Here is a 16,865-nt window from a genome sequence, read left to right on the forward strand (position 1 = left end):
GACGTCGCCGACGCCTACTGGCGGGCCGTCGACCGACGGGCAGCGGGGGCTCGCGCTGCCTGGTCGAATCGGGAGTACCGGGTGCTGTCGGGCGTACCGGGTCGGAAGTTCTGACCAGGTACGCCCGATTCCGCTTTCCATCGCGGGCGTTCTGGGAAGGAACGTCCGCTCGTGTTCCCCGTCTCGCGCTACGCTTCGCTCGTCGTTGTGAGAAGGGGGAGCGCCATGGTGCTCAGTGGTTCGGCGTTCGGCGTTCGGTGAGATCGAGGGACCGGGTGGACCGGGGACCGAACTGTTCGACGGCTGGTTCGGCATCGCGTTCGGGGTCGTCGCGGCGTTGGCGATCCTCACGACCCTGACGATCGTCATCCTGTCGCTCTACCGCAGCAAGCGGATGGCCGACCGTGGTCAGAACCCGCTCACCATGCAGGAGGACATCGCGTACCAGGTGATGCAGAGCCGCACGTTCGCACCGGACAAGCCGCTCGAACAGCGGCTCGCCGAACTCGACGACCTGCACGCCCGCGGGGTGATCTCCGACGAGGAGCACCGCAGCGCCCGAGCCGAGGCCCTGCGCGGACGATGATGGCCTCCGAAGAAGTGCACAACCCCCTGATCCCGCCGGTCTACGACCTCGTCTGGACCGTGCTGATGGCACTCGTCGTCATCGCGGTCATCGTCGCCGTGTGCATCGCGGTCGTCCGCAGTCGGCGCCCACACGGTGCGCGCCGGAGCTCGCCGGAACAGCGGCTCCTCGAACTCGACGAGCTGCACGCCCGCGGGGTCATCAGCGACGACGAGCGCCGAGCCGCGCGGGCCGAGGCCCTCCGCAGCTAGCCTGGGCGGGTGCTGCTGCCGACGGACCTGCTCGGGGTGTGGGACCTGCACCGCACCGTGCACGACCACCGCGCCGGTGCCACGGGGATCGTCACCGGGACCACCACCCTGACCCGGGTCGGTGACGACGAGGTGCGCTGGGACGAGTCGGGCGTGATGACCTTCGACGGCCGGACCACCCCGGTGTCCCGGACCCTCATCGTCCGGCGCGGTCCCGACGGCGGCTGGACCGTGCACTTCTCCGACGGTCGGGTGTTCCACGACTGGGTGTGGGGCACGAACGTCGCGCACGCCTGCGCTCCGGACGACTACACGGGTGCCTTCGACGGTGACGAAGACCGCTGGACCGTGCGGTGGGAAGCGCGCGGCCCGGCGAAGGACTACCGGCTGGACAGCGTCCTCACCCGACCTCGGTCGTGACCCGCGGGGTCGGCGGTCACCGCCAGACTGGGGGCATGGCACGCTCCTCCGGCACCGACGCCCCGCGCATCACCCTGACCGAACCGACGAACCTCGAGGACTGGGTGCCAGCACCCGGTGACGTCCTGACGGGTGACCGCATCGAGGGCAAGCGCATCGACATGCTCGACCTGGCGGGCGAGCGACTGCCCGACCTGGAGATCGAGGAGTGCGTCATCGACACGCTCCGGGGTGACGACGCGGACTTCCGTGGACTCCGGGTCCGTGACTCGGTCATCGACTCCCTCGACGCCCCGATCCTGCGGGCATCGAGCAGCTCGTGGCGCGAGGTCCGGGTCTCCGGCGGTCGGGTCGGCTCCGCGGAGCTGTACGACTCCGGGCTGAACGGCGTCGAGTTCGTCGGCATGAAGTTCGGGTTCGTGAACCTGCGCGGATCGACGATCACCGACGTGGTGTTCCGCGACTGCGTCATCGACGAGCTCGACATCGCCGACGCGAAGCTGCTGCGGGTGTCGTTCGACGGCAGCAGCATCCGTGCCGCCGAGGGGTCGAACACCCGCATCGACCACGTGGACCTGCGCGGGGCGGACCTCGATCGGGTCGAGCGGCTCGAGGGGTTCCGCGGGGCCACGATCGGCGCCGACCAGCTGTACACGCTCGCGCCGCTCCTGGCCGCGCAGGCCGGCTACCGCGTCGACTGACCGAGCCCGGGTTTCGCGCTCACCGACACTGCACGCCCGCCCGGCCCCGCGAACTGTCGCTCAGCGCGAAACATCGGCCGCGCCGACGCCCGAGCGCGCGCCCGCACCGACGCCAGCGCCCACTCCGGCCAGCGCCGCGGCCAGGTCGGCCTGCACCAGGTCGCCGTGCACCGCCGCGCCGGTCTGGGTGCCGGCAGCCGCCGACGCGATGACCGTTGCCATCGGCGCCGTCACGTTGCCCGCCGCGTACACGCCCCGCACCGCGGTCTGCCCGGCGGCGTCGACGGTCAATGCCGTCGCGTACCGGTGGTCGCCCATGAACAGGTCGGTCGCCTCGATGCCGAGCCCGGACAGGAACCCCACCCGCGCCTCGGGGCGGCTGGCCGTCGCCAGCGCATCGAGCCCGACGAACGCACCGGACCCGAGCGAGACCCCGGTCAGCCGGTCGCCCTCGGACACGACGGCGGCGACCGGGCCCTCGACCACGTCGATGCCCCGGGCCGCCAAACCGGCCAGAGCGGTGTCGTCCATCAGGGCCGGGTCGGTCAGGAACGCGGTCACCCGCTCGCTCAGCGCCCGGAACATGAGCGCGTGGTGCGCGGCGTTCGGCGTCGTCACCAGGACCCCGATCCGCTGGTCGCGGATCTCCCACCCGTGGCAGAACGGGCAGTGCACGACCCCGCGCCCCCACTGCTCGGCCAGGCCCGGGACCTCCGGCAGGACGTCCACGGCGCCGGAGGCGACGACCAGCCTGCGTGCCGTGACGACCGCGCCGGAGTCCAGCGTGACCGAGAAGCCGACCGGGTCGTGACCGTCACCGGTCGTCGCGGACGTGGCCACGATCCTCCCGGCCGTGACCTGGACGCCGTAGGCGGCGACCTCGTCGCGACCGATGCGGATCAGCTCGGCGGGCGCGACGCCCTCGTGGCCGAGGTAGTTGTGGGCCCCCGCCGCCGGGGCGTTGCGGGGTTCACCCGAGTCGACGACGAGCACCGAACGCCGCGAGCGGCCGAGGATGAGGGCGGCGGAGAGGCCGGCGGCCGAGCCGCCGATGACGATGACGTCGAAGTGTTCAGACATGCGCTGATCATGGAGCGGGTGGGCGGGAAACAGCAACGAAGTTTGCCGGTGTGGCAAGGTGGTGCGTGTGAAGCACCCACCCGGACCGACCGCCCCGCGCACGACGGCCGAGGTCGTCGACGGTGTCGGCCCCCGCCTGCGCGCGCTGCGCGCTCACCGCGACGTCACGCTCGCCGCGCTGTCCGAGGAGACGGGTGTCTCGGTGAGCACGCTGTCGCGGCTCGAGTCCGGACAGCGGAAGCCGACCCTCGAACTGCTGCTGCCCCTCGCCCGGGCGTACCAGGTACCCCTCGACGACCTCGTCGGCGCACCGCAGACGGGCGACCCGCGCGTGCACATGAAGCCCGAGGTGCACGGGGGCCGCGTGGTCGTGCCCCTGACCAAGCGCACCGGTGGGGTGCGGTCGTTCAAGCAGCTGTTCCCGCCGAACTCGCCGGGCGGCGAACCGTCGCTCAAGACGCACGAGGGCTACGAGTGGCTCTACGTGCTGTCCGGCCGGCTGCGTCTGGTGCTCGGCGAGCACGACCTCGACCTGGGGCCGGGCGAGGTCGCCGAGTTCGACACCCACACGCCGCACTGGATGGGCAACGAGACCGACTCCGTCACCGAGGTGCTCTGCCTGTACGGGCCGCAGGGCGAGCGGGCGCACGTGCGGTCCCGACCCGCCCGGTGACCGGCTGCGCTACGCCGTGAACACGTGCGCCACGACGTCGTCGAGGAGCTCCGTCGTCTCGATGTTGGACTGCTGGACGTGGATGCCGACGTCGCCCCGGGTGAAGTACGTGTCGCCGTCGGTGACCGGGTACTGCGTGTTCTTCGAGACCTTCTGGCACAGGTACCCGTCGGACTCGTCGCCGCAGTCGTAACCCTTCGCCGCGAGCTGCTCGAGCGCATCGCGGGCTGCGGCCGGGTCGACGGCGTCGACCGCGATGGACAGGAACGAGGTGTCCGCCTGCGGCTCCCGCCACACGCAGTACAGACGCTTGCCGTCGCCCTGCAGCGCCGGTGTGAAGGAGCTCTTCGGGATCGCGATCGGGTCGCCGACGACCGACGGATCGTTGAGCGGTGCCGATGCGAACGTCTTGTCCCACTTGCCGGGAGTGATCAGGTCGGTGCAGCTGGCCGGCACGGTGGCGGTGTCGTCGATCGGGGCCTCGGTGTCGGTGGGGCTCGGAGCGGCCCCGGTGTCGGTGGGGCTCGGTGCCGTCGTCGGGTCGGTTGCGGTGGTCGCGGTGTCGCTCGCCGGTCCGGCCGGTCCGGCCTGTGCGCAGCCGGTCAGGGCGAGGCCCGCCGCCAGCAGGGCAGCGAGCGTGTGGCGCATGGTTCCCCTTCGTCCGGTCGCGTCAGGTCGTGACCGTCCCTCACGAACGTACCGACCGGGGGCCGCGATGGCTGGGACCGTCACCGATTCGTTGTCCCCCGACCCCGTCGGTCAGCGGGTGCGCCACCCGCGCCGCGCCCGCGACTCCGACCGCAGGCGTCGCGCCCAGCGGCGCACCGGGTTGGCCCGCCGGCCGTTCACCCGGAACGTGTGGAAGGCACGTCGCGTCCGCACCCAGACGGACGGGAGGCCCGACAACGGTCGCGCGGACACCTGTACCGTGAGCACGGGGTCGGCCACCACCCGCCAGGCCGGGTCGAGCTGCATGCTGAGGTCGACGTCGTCGTGGACCTCGGCGTCCTCGCGGTGTGCGCGTCCCCGGACGGCCGCCCAGGTCGACCGCCGCATCGCCATCGCGGACCCGAACAGCGGCGGGTGTGCGAGCGCGCCCCACATCAGCACGAAGTAGGGCCGCATGTAGACCGCGTCCCACGTGCGCTGCACCAGGCGTCCGCCGTCGTACGGATGTCCGGGGCCGGTCACCGCGGCCACCTCAGGATCCTCCAGCAGGCGCACGGCATCGGCGATCCAGGTCGGCGGCGGGACCGAGTCCGCGTCGAGCCGCACGATGACGTCGCCCGTCGCCCGGTCGTACCCGCGGGCGGAAGCGCGGGCGATGCCGCGGACCGGTTCGGTGAGCACGACCGCCCCGGCGGCCCGTGCGATCGAGGCGCCGTCGTCGGAGCTGCCGTTGTCGACCACGACGACCTCGTCGACGGGCACGGTCTGCGCCGCGAGGGCCTCGAGGCAGCCACGCAGGTGCACGGAGTCGTCCCGCACGGGGATGACGACCGAGACGCTGGGCATCCGTCGATCCAACCGGCCGTCGCCTGTGCGGGTTGTCGGTCCGCGTTTCTCGGCATTCCTGGGTCCTGACCCAGCGAGCAGCGCGCAGCTTCGGTGCGGAACACGCCCCCGGTGCACGCCGGGGACGACGACAACCGGAAGGCCGACCATGACCACGAACCCACCCGGGAACGACTCCGGGACGCCCATCCACGACCGCACGGCAGCTTCCGAGGGGCACGAGGTCGCCCCCGGCGTGACCGTGCCGTCGTACGCCAGCGGCACCCCCGCCGCGCGACCCGCTGACCCGGGTGCGCCGCAGACCTACGACCCGTACGGTGACAGCGCGGCCGAGGTGCCGTTCGACGCGCCCCTCGACGCCGTCCCGGCCGACGAGCAGCTCCCCGCCGTCCCGTCCGCCGGCAGCGCTGGCGGCTCCGGCAGTGACTCGGGCAGCGGCTCCGGCAAGGCCGACGCGGCCAAGGGCGCAGCGCAGGACGTCGCCGGCGACGCCAAGGCGAAGGCGTCCGACGTCGCCGGCACCGCCAAGGAGCAGGCGTCGAAGGTCGCCTCCGAGGCCACCGATCACGCCAAGCAGCTCTACGGGCAGGCGTCCGAGAACCTGAAGCAGCAGGCGGGCGAGCAGCAGCAGCGCGCCGCCGGTGGACTCCGCACCCTCGGTGAGCAGCTCGGGCGCATGGCCGAGAACGACGAGGAGCAGGGTGTCGCTTCGAAGGTCGTCCGCGACCTCTCGGGCCGTGCCACCTCGGTCGCCGGGTTCCTCGAGAACCGCGACCCGGGCTCGCTGCTCGACGAGGTGAAGACCTTCGCCGCGAAGCGCCCCGGCACGTTCATCGCGATCGCCGCCGGTGCCGGTCTGCTCGCCGGACGCCTGACGAAGGCCCTCGCGACCGAGGTCAAGCACGAGAAGGAAGCCGGCGACGGCGCCACCGGGACCGGGAGCGGCGTATGAGCCAGTCCGTCCCCGGCGCGACACCACTGGGCGAACCGACGCCCGAGGAGCGCGCCGCGACCACGCCGCTCGGTGAGCTGCTGTCCGACGTGTCGCGCGATCTCTCCAGCCTGTTCCGGCAGGAGGTCGCCCTCGCGAAGGCCGAGCTGACCGACTCCGCGAAGAAGGCCGGCAAGGCAGGCGGGATGTTCGGCGGCGCCGGACTCACCGCCGTGTTCGCCCTGCTGTTCCTGTCGATCGCCGCGTGGTGGGGCCTCGGCTACCTCATCGGCAACGCCTGGTCCGCCCTGATCATCGCGGTCGTGTACGCCATCGTCGCCGCGATCCTCGCCGTCCGCGGACGCAAGGAGATCAAGGAGATCAAGGGCGCCCCGCAGACGGTCGAGACCGCCAAGGAAGTCCCCGAGACACTCAAGCCCAACACCGGGAGGAAGCCATGAGCACCCCAGACGAGATCCGCGCCGACATCGAGCGCACCCGCGGCGAACTCGGCTCCGACGTCGACGCCCTCGCCGACAAGGTCAGCCCGTCGTCCATCGCCCACCGCCAGAGCGAGAAGGTGAAGGGCCGGTTCCAGGACGTCCGCCAGTCGGTGATGGGTGCAGCCCAGTCGGCTCGCTCGAGCGCCTCCGGTTCTGCCTCCGGTGCGACCGGCCAGGCGAAGGACGTCGCGCAGAAGGGTGTCGAGAAGGCGAAGGGCAACCCCCTCGCCGTCGGCCTCATCGCGTTCGGCGCCGGCTGGCTCGTGTCGTCGCTCCTGCCGACCACCGACAAGGAAGAAGAACTCGCCGGTGAGCTGAAGGACAAGGCAGCACCGCTCGTCGACGAGGTCAAGGAGCAGGCGAAGGACGTCGGTTCGCAGCTCGGCGACGTGGCGAAGGAGCACGCGCATGACCTCAAGGGGACCGCGCAGGACGCCGCGCAGACGGTCAAGGGCGAGGCGCAGGGGGCCGCGTCCGACGTCAAGGACAACGCGCAGGGTGCGGCGGACGACGTCCGCAGCAGCTGAGCGGGACCACACGATGGACGGGAGGTCCGTGGCGACGTCGCCACGGGCCTCCCGTCCGTCAGGCGGTAGCGTTCCGGGAATGGACCCGATCGACGAGCTCGCCGCCGAGCTGCGGCAGTCCATCGGACGCGTCGTGCGCGCCGCTCGGCGTGAGGCGGACGCGCTGCCGGCCACGCACACCACCACCCTCGGGTTCCTGCACCGCGAGGGGCCGATGACGATCGCGGAACTGGCGCGTCGCCGCGGCGTGAAGCACCAGGGTCAGTCACGGACCGTCGGCGAGCTGGCCGACCTCGGGTACGTCGACCGGACGGCGTCCGACACCGACCGACGGGCATCGGTCATCGGCATCACGGATGCGGGCCGGGCCGCCCTGCAGCGGGACATGGACGCCCGGACGGACTGGCTGGCCGCAGCGATCCGCGAGGAGACCGACGCCGAGGAACGCGCGCTGCTCCGCCGCCTGCCGGAGCTGTTCGAACGGGTCGCGCGCCGGGCCGACTGAGCGGCTCCTCACCTTCTCGGGAACCACAGAAGTACAACACCGCTGTACAGTTGTGCGCATGGAGTTGACGAAGTACAACCACGCCACCGTCGTCCTCGAGCAGGACGGCGTCACCCTCGTCATCGACCCCGGGGTGTTCACGCCCGAGGCCGTCGACCTCGTCCGCGGAGCAGCGGGCGTCCTCGTCACGCACGACCACCCCGACCACTTCGACATCGACGCCCTGCGTGCGGGGCTCGCCGCGAACCCGGACCTCGTCGTCCGCGGTCCGGAGACCGTCGTCGAACAGCTCGGCGAACACCACGGCCGGGTCGCAGCGGTGCACGCGGGTGACACGATCGCCGTCGGACCGTTCTCCGTCCGGGTCTTCGGCGAGCAGCACGCCGTCATCCACCCCGACATCCCGTCCACCGCGAACGTCGGCTACCTGGTGGACGACGCGGTGTTCCACCCGGGCGACGCGTACCTCGAGCCCGGTGTTCCGGTGCCGACCCTGCTGCTGCCGACGAGCGGGCCGTGGACGAACACCGCCCAGGCCGTCGACTACGTCCGGGCCGTGGCACCGGAGCGGGCGGTGCAGATCCACGAGGCGATGCTGAGTGAACTCGGCCAGCAGTCCGCCGCGCGCTTCCTCGGCCCGGACGGTCTCGGGCCGGTGCCCGTCCTGATCCTGCCGGCGGGGGAGACGATCACCGTCTGACGGAGGCAGGGCTGCCCCTGGGAGGCGACCCGGGCCTCCCGAGGACCATGGACGGATGGCCGACGCACCCACGACAGCAGTCCTCTTCGACATCGACGGCACCCTCGCCGACTCGAACTACGCCCACATCGACGCGTGGTGGCGAGCGATCCAGGCGGCCGGCGGGTCCGTCGACGCCTGGCGGATCCACCGCGCGATCGGCATGGACTCGGCGAAGCTGCTCGAGACGCTGTTGCCGGACGCGTCCCAGGAGACCCGCGACACCGCGAAGCAGTTCCACACCGCCTACTACGCCGAGCAGATGCCACGGCTCCGACTGCTCCCCGGAGCACGCGAGCTCCTGCAGGCCGTCGCCGAGGCCGGGCACGCCGTGGTGCTGGCGACCAGCGCCCCCGAGCACGAACTCGCCCGCCTGCGCGAACTGCTCGACGCGGGGGAGTGGGTCGCTGCCGAGACGAGCTCCGAGGACGTCGAGCAGGCGAAGCCGGACCCCGGCATCATCCGGGTCGCGCTCGAGAAGGCCGGCGTCTCTGCCGACGACGCCGTGATGGTCGGCGACGCCATGTGGGACGTCGAGTCGGCCGGCAAGGTCGGCGTGACCTGCGTCGGCGTGATGACCGGCGGGATCGGCGGCGACGAGCTCCGCGGTGCCGGGGCGGCCGAGGTGTACGACGACGCTGCCGCGCTGCTCGCCGCCTTCCGTGCCGGCGAGGGCCCGATCGCGGCGCTCGGTCGGCGCGCCTGACGGGCGGCGCCGGTCGCGCCCGACGGGCGGCGCCGTCGCGCCCGACGGGCGACGCCGGTCGCCGTCTGACGGTCGCCTCGGTTTCCGCGACGTCGGTCGCCCGTGCCAGGATCGACGTTCGTGATCACGATCGAACGCGTGTCCTGGGACGACCCTCGCAGCGTGGTGCTCCGCGCCCGCATGGACGACGAGATGCACGAACGCTACGGGTCGGCGAACGCCGGAGAAGACCCGGCGGTCACCGCCGAGCGGGGCCGTGCGCTGAGCGTCGACCCGTCGACCGTCGTCACGTCGATCCTGGCCCTCGACGAGTCCGGCGAGCCGGTCGGGCACATCGCGGTCCGACGCCTCGGTGACGACGTCGAGCTGAAGCGCCTCATCGTGCTGGACTCGGCGCGTGGCAAGGGGGTGGCCACCGCGCTGCTCGACGAGTGCGAGCGCGTCGGTCGCGAACTCGGCGCCCCGCGGCTCATCCTGCAGACCGGCGACAAGCAGCCCGACGCCGTGGCGCTCTACCGCAAGACCGGCTGGGACCAGATCGACGTCTACGAGCCCTACGTCGCGACCATGCCGTGGTCGTTCTGCTTCGAGAAGGCGCTCTAGGGCTGTCGGCCGGATTGCACTTTCGGCAGGAGAGTGCAATTCTTGCTCGGTGAGCACCACCGAACGCACCCGCGCGCTGCGCCGACGCATGATCGCCGAAGCGCGTCGGGCGACGGTCGAGCTCGGGCTGCACGGCTTCACGATCGAGCAGCTCTGCGAGACCGTCGGAGTGTCCCGTCGCACGTTCTTCAACCACTTCGGCTCGAAGGACGACGCCGTGCTCGGCATCGAGCTCAATGCCGACGTCGAGGCGATCGACGCCTACGCCGCGGGCGGCATCGTCCCCGGTGACCTCGACCCGCTCGCCTCGATCACCGCGCTGGCGATCGACCAGTTCAGCCGGGTCGGGTTCGTCCGCGCCGACGAGGCCATGATGCGTCGGGTCTTCGAGCGTGAGCCGGCGCTCGTCGCGCGGTTCCTCTCGGCGACCGACGTGCAGCTCGCCCGGGTCACCCAGGCCGTGCGCCGCCGGTTCGGGTGGGACGCCCCCGCCGACCGCCGGGCGCGCCTGGTGACCGAGGCCGCGGCCGCACTGCTGAAGGTGACCGCGGAGACGTACTTCGACGACGCCTTCGACGAGGCCACCGGGCCGACGTTCGACGCCCTGCTCACCGAGAACCTCCGCCTGCTCAGGGCGGTCACCACGACCGAACGGGAACACACCACATGAGCGCCACCGCGCCGGGCACGACCAAGCGTGCCCGCCCAGGCTCCGACGGCCCGCTGCTCCTGACGCAGCGTCGCATCTGGATCATCTTCTCCGCCCTGATCGCGGGGATGCTGCTCTCCAGCCTCGACCAGACCATCGTCTCCACCGCGATGCCGACCATCGTCGGCGAGCTCGGCGGCGTCGCGCACCAGGCCTGGCTGACGACCGGGTACCTGCTGGCCTCGACCATCGTGATGCCCGTCTACGGCAAGTTCGGCGACGTCCTCGGCCGACGCAACCTGTTCCTCATCGCGATCGCGCTGTTCACCATCGCGTCGGCCGGGTGTGCGTTCGCCGCGGACTTCACGCAGCTCGTGGCGTTCCGCGCCATGCAGGGGCTCGGCGGTGGCGGCCTGATGATCCTGTCGCAGGCGATCATCGCGGACATCGTCCCGGCCTCGCAGCGCGGCAAGTACCTCGGTCCGCTCGGTGCGATCTTCGGCCTCTCCGCCATCGGTGGTCCGCTGCTCGGTGGGTTCTTCGTCGACCACCTCACCTGGAACTGGGCGTTCTACATCAACATCCCGGTCGGCATCGCGGCGTTCTTCGTGGCGTGGTTCGCGCTGACCCTGCCGACCAAGAAGGCGACGAAGCGCATCGACGTGCTCGGCGTGCTCTTCATGTCCGCCGCCACGACGTGCCTGGTGTTCTTCTCGGAGTTCGGCGGCAGCCGGGACCACGGCTGGGACGCCCCCGAGACCTGGGCCTGGTTCGCCGGCCTGGTCGTCTCGGCAGCGCTCCTGGTGTTCGTCGAGTCGCGTGCGCAGGACCCGGTGCTCCCGCTGGCGTTCTTCCGCAACCGCACCTTCCTGCTGGCGACCGGCATCGGCCTCGTGCTCGGCATCGGCATGTTCGCCGCGATCGGCTTCGTCCCGACGTTCCTGCAGATGGCCTCCGGCACCTCGGCCGCCGTCTCCGGTCTGCTGATGCTGCCGATGATGGCCGGCCTGATCGGGACGTCCATCGCCTCGGGTGTCCTGATCACCAAGACCGGTCGCTACCGGATGTTCCCGATCGTGGGGACCGTCCTGGTGGCCATCGCGATGCTCGCGATGACCCAGCTCGCCGCGGAGACCCCGATCTGGCTCATCTGCGCGTACCTGTTCGTCTTCGGCGCGGGGCTCGGCCTGATCATGCAGGTCGTCGTCCTCGTCGCGCAGAACGCCGTGCCCGCCGAGCAGGTCGGCACCGCCACCTCGACGAACAACTACTTCCGCGAGGTCGGCGCCTCCCTCGGCACCGCCGTCTTCGGTGCGCTCTTCACGGCGCGGCTCACGACGTCGCTGACCGACGTCTTCCGCGGCGCCGGTGGCTCGGCGACCGACGCGGCCTCATCGGCGGGCAGCATCGATCCGTCGACCGTCGCCGGGCTGCCGCCGGCGGTGCAGGACGGCGTCGTGAACGCCTACGCCGACTCGCTGGCGCCGGTGTTCTGGTACCTCCTGCCGTTCATCGCGGTGGCGTTCCTGCTCGCGCTGTTCCTGCCGCAGATCACGCTGTCCGACACCGCCGGGATGGTCGCCCGCGGCGAGGCCGTCGGCGGCGAGGAGGCCGACGAGCTCGAGCGCGCGCAGCGTGCGGCCCGTGCGGAGCAGTCTGTGTCGGCGGAGTCCGTGTCGTCGGGTGGTGAGACGCCGGCGTCCCGCCGGGACGCCTCGGACTGAGCGAGACGCCGCCGGATCTGGCGGCGTCCGGCGGATCGCGGGGCGCGTTGCGGACACGACGGCGTGCTGACGGGAGGCGCGGTGCCAGCTGGTGCCGCGCCTCCCGTCCGTCGTTCGGTCGCGCTCACTGCCGCGGCCGGCGTTTCGTGCTGAGCGACACCTCACGCGTTTCAGCGCGCGTGAGCTGTCGCTGAGCGCGTGAGGTCGCGGTGACCCGGGCGCTACGCGCCGGTGCTCGCGCGCGGCACCAGCCGCGTCGGCAGGGCTGCGGGCTCGGCGGCCGTGCCGTCGAGCGTCGCGAGGAGCCGCAGTGCTGCAGCCCGGCCGAGGTCGGCGCCGGGCAGCGCCACGCTCGTCAGGGCCGGCGCGGTGACCGACGACGACGGCAGGTCGTCGAAGCCCGCGACCGCGAGTGCGCCGGGGACGGCGATGCCGAGCGAACCGGCGACCCGCAGGACTCCGTAGGCCAGGGTGTCGGCGGCGGCGACGACGGCGGTGACGTCGTCGTCCTGCCAGGCCTCGATGACGTGCTCGGTGGCCGAAGCAGCGGCGTCCACGGTCAGGTCGGCGCGGGCGGTGACCTCGGAGACGGTGATGCCGACGGCGGCGCAGGCCTGCTCGAACAGTTCGCGGCGCACGCCGAACGTCGCTGCCCTCGAGGTGCCGTCGAGGTAGCCCACGTGCCGGTGCCCCCGGTCGTGCAGGTGGGCGACGAGGTCGTGCACGCCGGTGGAGAGGTCGTAGTTGACCGCCTCGGGGCCGCCGGGGGCGTCGAGCAGCACCACGGGGACGCTCGCGGACATCGGCTCGTCGGCGGCGGGGGCGTCCACCAGGATGCCGGCGGGCCGGAGCCGTTCGAAGCGCCGGACGTCGGCCGCGACGGGCTGCGCGCCCCGTTCGGTGACGGAGAGCACGAGCTGGAACCGGTCGCCCAGGGTGTCGCGGACGCCGCGGATGACCTCGGCGAAGAACGGGTTCGACAGGTCGGGGGCGATGAACACGACGAGGTCGCCGCTGCCGCGGGCCAGCGAGCTGGCGGCGTGGTCGACGACGTAGCCGAGGTCGTCCACGGCATCCCGGACCCGCGCTGCGATGGGTGCCGAGACCCGCCCGCGGTCCTTGCCGTTCACGACCAGGGAGACCGTGGCGATGCTCGTGCCCGCACGCTCGGCCACCATCGCAGCGGTCACACGACGGCTCGGAGCGGCGGGGGAGGGCACCCGTCGATGCTAGCGAGCGCGGTGCTCGAACTTGACGTCAAACGTTTGACGTGTTTCGATGTCAAACGCTTGACGCGCCGCGTCGCCAGCGCTCTGCCGGCCCGTGGATCCCCACCACGTCGAGCACTCACCTCGATTCCCCGAAGAAGTGGAGCGCCCAGCGTGCCCGAAGCGACCCAGCCCGCCGCGAAGATCATCCTCGACTGCGACCCCGGCCACGACGACGCCGTGGCGCTCCTGCTCGCCCACGGCAGCCCGGCGATCGACCTGCTCGCCGTGACCACCGTCGTCGGCAACCAGACGCTGCCGAAGGTCACCCGCAACGCCCTGGCCGTCGCCCGCATCGCCGGCATCACCGGGGTGCCGTTCGCCGCCGGTGCCGCCCGCCCGCTGCTGCGCCAGATCGAGGTGGCACCGGACATCCACGGCGAGAGCGGCCTCGACGGGCCGATGCTCCCCGAGCCGTCGTTCGAGCTCGACGAGCGCCACGCCGTCGACCTGATCATCGACACCGTGATGGCCCACGAGCCCGGCACGGTCACCCTCGTGCCGACCGGCGGCCTGACGAACATCGCCCTCGCCGCCCGCAAGGAGCCCCGCATCGTCGAGCGCGTCAAGCAGGTCGTGCTCATGGGCGGCGGCGTGCACGTCGGCAACTGGAGCCCGGTCGCCGAGTTCAACATCGTCATCGACCCCGAGGCCGCGGCCATCGTGTTCGAGGCCGGCTGGGACGTCGTGATGGTCGGCCTCGACCTGACGCACCAGGCCCTCGCCACCCCCGAGGTCGCCGCGCGCATCGCCGGCGTCGGCACCGCTCCCGCCGCGTTCGTCGGTGAGCTGCTCGACTTCTTCGGCCAGACCTACAAGGACGCCCAGGGCTTCGACGCCCCGCCGGTCCACGACCCCTGTGCCGTCGCCTACGTCATCGACCCCACGATCGTCCGTGCCGTGAAGGTCCCGATCCGCGTCGAGACCCAGGGCGCCCTGACCCTCGGCATGACCGTCGCCGACTTCCGCGCCCCCGCGCCCGAGGACTGCCGCACGAGCGCCGCGATGGAGCTCGACCACGGCCGGTTCTGGGACCTCGTCGTCGACGCCCTCGAGCGCATCGGCGAGACGGCCGACACCGGCTGGACCCCGCGTGCCGCCGCCGACGCCGTCGAAGCCGGCATCACCACGACCCCGGAGCACTGAACCCCATGACCACCACCTCGACGAAGAAGTCGATCGGCGCGCTCACCGCCGCGCTCCTCGCCGCGTGCATCGCGTTCCAGCTGAACGCCAGCATGCTGAGCCCCGCCCTCGTCACGATGGCGCGCGAGCTCAACACCGACGACGCCACCATCGGCCTGTCACAGACCCTGTACTTCACGCTCGCGGCGCTGTTCTCGCTGTTCCTGCCGCGCCTGTCCGACATCGTCGGGCGCAAGCGTGTGCTGCTCGGCATGCTCGCCGTGATGCTCGTCGGCAGCGTCGTCGCCGCCCTCGCGGTGAACGTGCCGATGCTGTTCGCCGGCCGCATCATCCAGGGCGTCACCGGTCCGGTCGTCCCGATCTGCCTGCTCGTCCTGCGCAACGAGATCAGCGACCCGAAGCGCTACGGCGCAGCGCTCGGCCTGCTCACCGCGGTGAACGGCGGCATCGCGGGCGTCGACGCCCTGGCCGGCGGGTGGATCGCGACGAACTTCGGCTTCCGCGGGATCTTCTGGGTCATCGCCGTCGTCACCGTGATCGCCCTGTTCCTCGTCGCCGTCTGGGGTGTCGAGTCGAAGCCCTCCGCCGGTACCCGGATGGACTGGATCGGCGTCGTCCCGCTCGTGGTCAGCGTCGGCGCCCTGCTCACGGCGTTCAACGAGGCCGGCAAGCTCGGCGCGGCGAACCCCGTGCTCGTGGTCGGTGGCGTCGTCGTCGCGCTCGTCGCCTTCGCCGTGTTCTGGGCCGTCGAGTCGCGGGTGCAGGAACCCCTGGTCGAGACCCGGTTCCTGAAGCGCCGTGCGACCTGGGCACTCCTGGCGACGACGTTCCTGACGATGACGGGTGTCTTCGCGGTCGTCAACGGCCTGGTCACCTCGCTCGCGCAGAACGGTGACGCCGGCTTCGGGATGGAACCCGACCTGGCGTCGCTCGTGTTCCTCACCCCGTACGCCCTGGTCGGCTGGGTGGTCGGACCGTTCGCCGGGCGGCTCGCCCCGACCATCGGCTACCGTGCCGTCCTGCGGTTCGGGCTGATCGGCAGCATCGTCTCGACCGTCCTGATGGCGCTCGTCGGGGTGCACTCCCTGCCGGTCCTGGTCACCGCGACCGTGCTGATCGGCATCACCTACGCCGGCATCGCGAACATCATCCTGAACGGCCTCGGCATCGTGCTGTCGCCGGAGTCGAACCCCGGGTTCCTGCCCGGCCTGAACGCCGGTGCGTTCAACCTCGGCGCCGGGGTCAGCTTCGCCGTCCTGCCGGCGCTGCAGATCGCGCTCGGGGTCGGCGGGTCCGCGGGCACCGCCGGGTACTCCGGTGGCATGCTGCTCGGGGCCGCGATCACGACCGTCGCGCTCGCGATCTCGTTCCTCATCCCCCGTCCGGAGGGCGCCGAGACCACGTCCGTCGCCCCGCAGAAGGAGACCGTCCGTTGACCGAGACCATCGTCGTCGTCGGGTCGCTCAACGCGGACCTCGTGGTCCGCACCGAGCGCTTCCCCCAGCCCGGTGAGACCCTGCAGGGCTCCGACCTCGCCATCCTGCCCGGGGGCAAGTCCGCCAACCAGGCGGTCGCTGCCGGGAGGCTCGGGGGCACGGTGCGCATGATCGGTGCGGTCGGCGACGACGGGAACGGTGCGCTGCTCCGCGACTCCGTCGCGGCTGCGGGGGTCGACACGACGCACGTCTCGATCCGGGAGGGCGTCGCGACCGGCACCGCCGTCATCACCGTCGACGCCGCAGGCGAGAACACCATCGTGATCTCCGCCGGGGCGAACGGCACGCTGACGCCGGACGACGTGCCCGCCGACGTCTTCTCGGGTGCCGCGGTGCTCGGGCTCTGCCTCGAGGTCTCGATCGACGTCGTCCTCGCCGCCGCCCGGGCCGCGCACGTCGCCGGGGTCACGGTGCTCACGAACCTGTCGCCGTTCGGTGCCGTGCCGGCCGAGCTCCTCGAGCTGACCGACGTGCTGCTGGTGAACGAGCACGAGGCCGTGGCGCTCGGTGACCACGGCGTCGCACGGTCGATCGTCACCCGCGGCGGTGCCGGCTGCGTCGTGCACGACGGCGGTTCTGAGCCGGTCGCGATCGACGCCGTGCGGGTCGATCCGGTGGACACCACGGGCTGCGGCGACGCCTTCATGGGTGCGGTGGCGCTGCGCCTGGCCGCGGGGGACACCCTCGTCGACGCCGCTCGGTTCGCGGTGGGGGTCGGGGCGTACGCCGCGACCAAGCCGGGCGCACAGGCCTCGTACCCGACCACCGCCGAGCTGGAGGCGTTCCTGCGGGCGTGAGACGGGCCTCCCGGCCGTGCGGTGACTGCACGGCCCACTAGCGTT

Annotated in this window: 21 protein-coding genes; 17 read left to right on the forward strand and 4 right to left on the reverse strand. The window is 72.0% G+C overall.

Annotated elements, in window-relative coordinates:
• The first annotated feature begins 235 nt into the window (after positions 1-235).
• The 4 genes from KK097_RS18695 to KK097_RS10745 are packed head-to-tail and all read left to right on the forward strand — an operon-like array spanning position 236 to position 1,958.
• Positions 236-586 carry an SHOCT domain-containing protein gene (locus KK097_RS18695; protein ID WP_214544717.1) on the forward strand — a complete coding sequence of 117 codons (351 nt, stop codon included), beginning with the start codon at positions 236-238 and terminating at the stop codon, positions 584-586.
• Positions 586-837 (forward strand): hypothetical protein, encoded by a 252-nt coding sequence (locus KK097_RS10735; protein ID WP_214530259.1) that lies wholly within the window; start codon positions 586-588, stop codon positions 835-837. Before KK097_RS18695 ends, KK097_RS10735 begins: the two co-directional genes overlap by 1 nt.
• A 9-nt stretch (positions 838-846) precedes the next feature.
• Complete coding sequence (locus tag KK097_RS10740) at positions 847-1,257, forward strand: DUF6314 family protein (RefSeq protein WP_214544719.1); 411 nt, start codon at positions 847-849, stop codon at positions 1,255-1,257.
• A 35-nt stretch (positions 1,258-1,292) separates the two neighbouring features.
• Positions 1,293-1,958: a pentapeptide repeat-containing protein gene (locus KK097_RS10745; RefSeq protein ID WP_214544721.1), complete on the forward strand. Its 666-nt coding sequence runs from the start codon at positions 1,293-1,295 to the stop codon at positions 1,956-1,958.
• Positions 1,959-2,018: 60 nt separating this feature from the next.
• On the opposite strand, the gene KK097_RS10750 is transcribed toward KK097_RS10745, so the two are convergent.
• Positions 2,019-3,038, reverse strand: coding sequence for an NAD(P)/FAD-dependent oxidoreductase (locus KK097_RS10750; protein WP_214544723.1), 1,020 nt, complete (start codon positions 3,036-3,038; stop codon positions 2,019-2,021).
• A gap of 67 nt (positions 3,039-3,105) precedes the next feature.
• Between KK097_RS10750 and KK097_RS10755 the strand changes: the two genes are divergently transcribed.
• Complete coding sequence (locus tag KK097_RS10755) at positions 3,106-3,711, forward strand: helix-turn-helix domain-containing protein (RefSeq protein ID WP_214530263.1); 606 nt, start codon at positions 3,106-3,108, stop codon at positions 3,709-3,711.
• A gap of 9 nt (positions 3,712-3,720) precedes the next feature.
• Here the strand turns inward: KK097_RS10755 and KK097_RS10760 are convergent, their stop codons facing one another.
• Positions 3,721-4,359 (reverse strand): hypothetical protein, encoded by a 639-nt coding sequence (locus KK097_RS10760; RefSeq protein ID WP_214544725.1) that lies wholly within the window; start codon positions 4,357-4,359, stop codon positions 3,721-3,723.
• 111 nt (positions 4,360-4,470) lie between these two features.
• Positions 4,471-5,226 carry a glycosyltransferase family 2 protein gene (locus KK097_RS10765; RefSeq protein WP_214544726.1) on the reverse strand — a complete coding sequence of 252 codons (756 nt, stop codon included), beginning with the start codon at positions 5,224-5,226 and terminating at the stop codon, positions 4,471-4,473.
• Positions 5,227-5,374: 148 nt separating this feature from the next.
• Between KK097_RS10765 and KK097_RS10770 the strand changes: the two genes are divergently transcribed.
• The 9 genes from KK097_RS10770 to KK097_RS10810 all read left to right on the forward strand — a co-directional run bounded on the left by KK097_RS10770 (position 5,375) and on the right by KK097_RS10810 (position 12,113).
• Positions 5,375-6,178 (forward strand): hypothetical protein, encoded by an 804-nt coding sequence (locus KK097_RS10770; RefSeq protein WP_214544728.1) that lies wholly within the window; start codon positions 5,375-5,377, stop codon positions 6,176-6,178.
• On the forward strand, positions 6,175-6,618 hold the full coding sequence (locus tag KK097_RS10775) for a phage holin family protein (protein WP_051597109.1): 444 nt from the start codon (positions 6,175-6,177) through the stop codon (positions 6,616-6,618). The genes KK097_RS10770 and KK097_RS10775 overlap by 4 nt, the downstream gene beginning before the upstream one ends.
• Positions 6,615-7,187, forward strand: coding sequence for a DUF3618 domain-containing protein (locus KK097_RS10780; protein WP_214544730.1), 573 nt, complete (start codon positions 6,615-6,617; stop codon positions 7,185-7,187). Before KK097_RS10775 ends, KK097_RS10780 begins: the two co-directional genes overlap by 4 nt.
• Before the next feature lie 79 nt (positions 7,188-7,266).
• Positions 7,267-7,692, forward strand: coding sequence for a MarR family winged helix-turn-helix transcriptional regulator (locus KK097_RS10785; RefSeq protein ID WP_214530268.1), 426 nt, complete (start codon positions 7,267-7,269; stop codon positions 7,690-7,692).
• A gap of 58 nt (positions 7,693-7,750) precedes the next feature.
• Positions 7,751-8,392 carry an MBL fold metallo-hydrolase gene (locus KK097_RS10790; protein WP_214544731.1) on the forward strand — a complete coding sequence of 214 codons (642 nt, stop codon included), beginning with the start codon at positions 7,751-7,753 and terminating at the stop codon, positions 8,390-8,392.
• Between the two features lie 55 nt (positions 8,393-8,447).
• Positions 8,448-9,137 carry an HAD family hydrolase gene (locus KK097_RS10795; protein WP_214544733.1) on the forward strand — a complete coding sequence of 230 codons (690 nt, stop codon included), beginning with the start codon at positions 8,448-8,450 and terminating at the stop codon, positions 9,135-9,137.
• A 120-nt stretch (positions 9,138-9,257) separates the two neighbouring features.
• Positions 9,258-9,740 carry a GNAT family N-acetyltransferase gene (locus tag KK097_RS10800; protein WP_214544735.1) on the forward strand — a complete coding sequence of 161 codons (483 nt, stop codon included), beginning with the start codon at positions 9,258-9,260 and terminating at the stop codon, positions 9,738-9,740.
• Between the two features lie 49 nt (positions 9,741-9,789).
• A complete protein-coding gene (locus tag KK097_RS10805; protein WP_214544736.1) occupies positions 9,790-10,410 on the forward strand; it encodes a TetR/AcrR family transcriptional regulator in 621 nt (206 codons plus the stop codon).
• The gene (locus KK097_RS10810) at positions 10,407-12,113 is read left to right on the forward strand and encodes an MDR family MFS transporter (RefSeq protein ID WP_214530272.1); all 1,707 of its coding nucleotides are present in this window, start codon (positions 10,407-10,409) and stop codon (positions 12,111-12,113) included. Before KK097_RS10805 ends, KK097_RS10810 begins: the two co-directional genes overlap by 4 nt.
• Before the next feature lie 221 nt (positions 12,114-12,334).
• Here KK097_RS10810 and KK097_RS10815 read toward each other — a convergent pair whose 3' ends face one another.
• Positions 12,335-13,333 (reverse strand): LacI family DNA-binding transcriptional regulator, encoded by a 999-nt coding sequence (locus KK097_RS10815; protein WP_307858413.1) that lies wholly within the window; start codon positions 13,331-13,333, stop codon positions 12,335-12,337.
• Positions 13,334-13,495: 162 nt separating this feature from the next.
• On the opposite strand from KK097_RS10815, the gene uriH reads away from it, so the two are divergent.
• The 3 genes from uriH to KK097_RS10830 are packed head-to-tail and all read left to right on the forward strand — an operon-like array spanning position 13,496 to position 16,820.
• The gene (uriH, locus tag KK097_RS10820; RefSeq protein ID WP_214544738.1) at positions 13,496-14,527 is read left to right on the forward strand and encodes a uridine-preferring nucleoside hydrolase UriH; all 1,032 of its coding nucleotides are present in this window, start codon (positions 13,496-13,498) and stop codon (positions 14,525-14,527) included.
• A 5-nt stretch (positions 14,528-14,532) separates the two neighbouring features.
• The gene (gene uriT / locus KK097_RS10825; RefSeq protein ID WP_214544740.1) at positions 14,533-15,963 is read left to right on the forward strand and encodes a uridine transporter UriT; all 1,431 of its coding nucleotides are present in this window, start codon (positions 14,533-14,535) and stop codon (positions 15,961-15,963) included.
• The gene (locus KK097_RS10830) at positions 15,960-16,820 is read left to right on the forward strand and encodes a ribokinase (protein ID WP_214544742.1); all 861 of its coding nucleotides are present in this window, start codon (positions 15,960-15,962) and stop codon (positions 16,818-16,820) included. The genes uriT and KK097_RS10830 overlap by 4 nt, the downstream gene beginning before the upstream one ends.
• Positions 16,821-16,865 lie beyond the last annotated feature (45 nt).

It is taken from the genome of Curtobacterium flaccumfaciens (assembly GCF_018598405.1).
GTDB lineage: Bacteria > Actinomycetota > Actinomycetes > Actinomycetales > Microbacteriaceae > Curtobacterium > Curtobacterium aurantiacum.

Coding starts and splice junctions, on each gene's coding strand:
- KK097_RS10735 (WP_214530259.1), top strand. CDS start 586: ATGGCCTCCGAAGAAGTGCACAACCCCCTGATCCCGCCGGTCTACGAC.
- KK097_RS10745 (WP_214544721.1), top strand. CDS start 1,293: ATGGCACGCTCCTCCGGCACCGACGCCCCGCGCATCACCCTGACCGAA.
- KK097_RS10750 (WP_214544723.1), bottom strand. CDS start 3,038: ATGTCTGAACACTTCGACGTCATCGTCATCGGCGGCTCGGCCGCCGGC.
- KK097_RS10760 (WP_214544725.1), bottom strand. CDS start 4,359: ATGCGCCACACGCTCGCTGCCCTGCTGGCGGCGGGCCTCGCCCTGACC.
- KK097_RS10765 (WP_214544726.1), bottom strand. CDS start 5,226: ATGCCCAGCGTCTCGGTCGTCATCCCCGTGCGGGACGACTCCGTGCAC.
- KK097_RS10770 (WP_214544728.1), top strand. CDS start 5,375: ATGACCACGAACCCACCCGGGAACGACTCCGGGACGCCCATCCACGAC.
- KK097_RS10775 (WP_051597109.1), top strand. CDS start 6,175: ATGAGCCAGTCCGTCCCCGGCGCGACACCACTGGGCGAACCGACGCCC.
- KK097_RS10780 (WP_214544730.1), top strand. CDS start 6,615: ATGAGCACCCCAGACGAGATCCGCGCCGACATCGAGCGCACCCGCGGC.
- KK097_RS10785 (WP_214530268.1), top strand. CDS start 7,267: ATGGACCCGATCGACGAGCTCGCCGCCGAGCTGCGGCAGTCCATCGGA.
- KK097_RS10790 (WP_214544731.1), top strand. CDS start 7,751: ATGGAGTTGACGAAGTACAACCACGCCACCGTCGTCCTCGAGCAGGAC.
- KK097_RS10795 (WP_214544733.1), top strand. CDS start 8,448: ATGGCCGACGCACCCACGACAGCAGTCCTCTTCGACATCGACGGCACC.
- KK097_RS10810 (WP_214530272.1), top strand. CDS start 10,407: ATGAGCGCCACCGCGCCGGGCACGACCAAGCGTGCCCGCCCAGGCTCC.
- uriT (WP_214544740.1), top strand. CDS start 14,533: ATGACCACCACCTCGACGAAGAAGTCGATCGGCGCGCTCACCGCCGCG.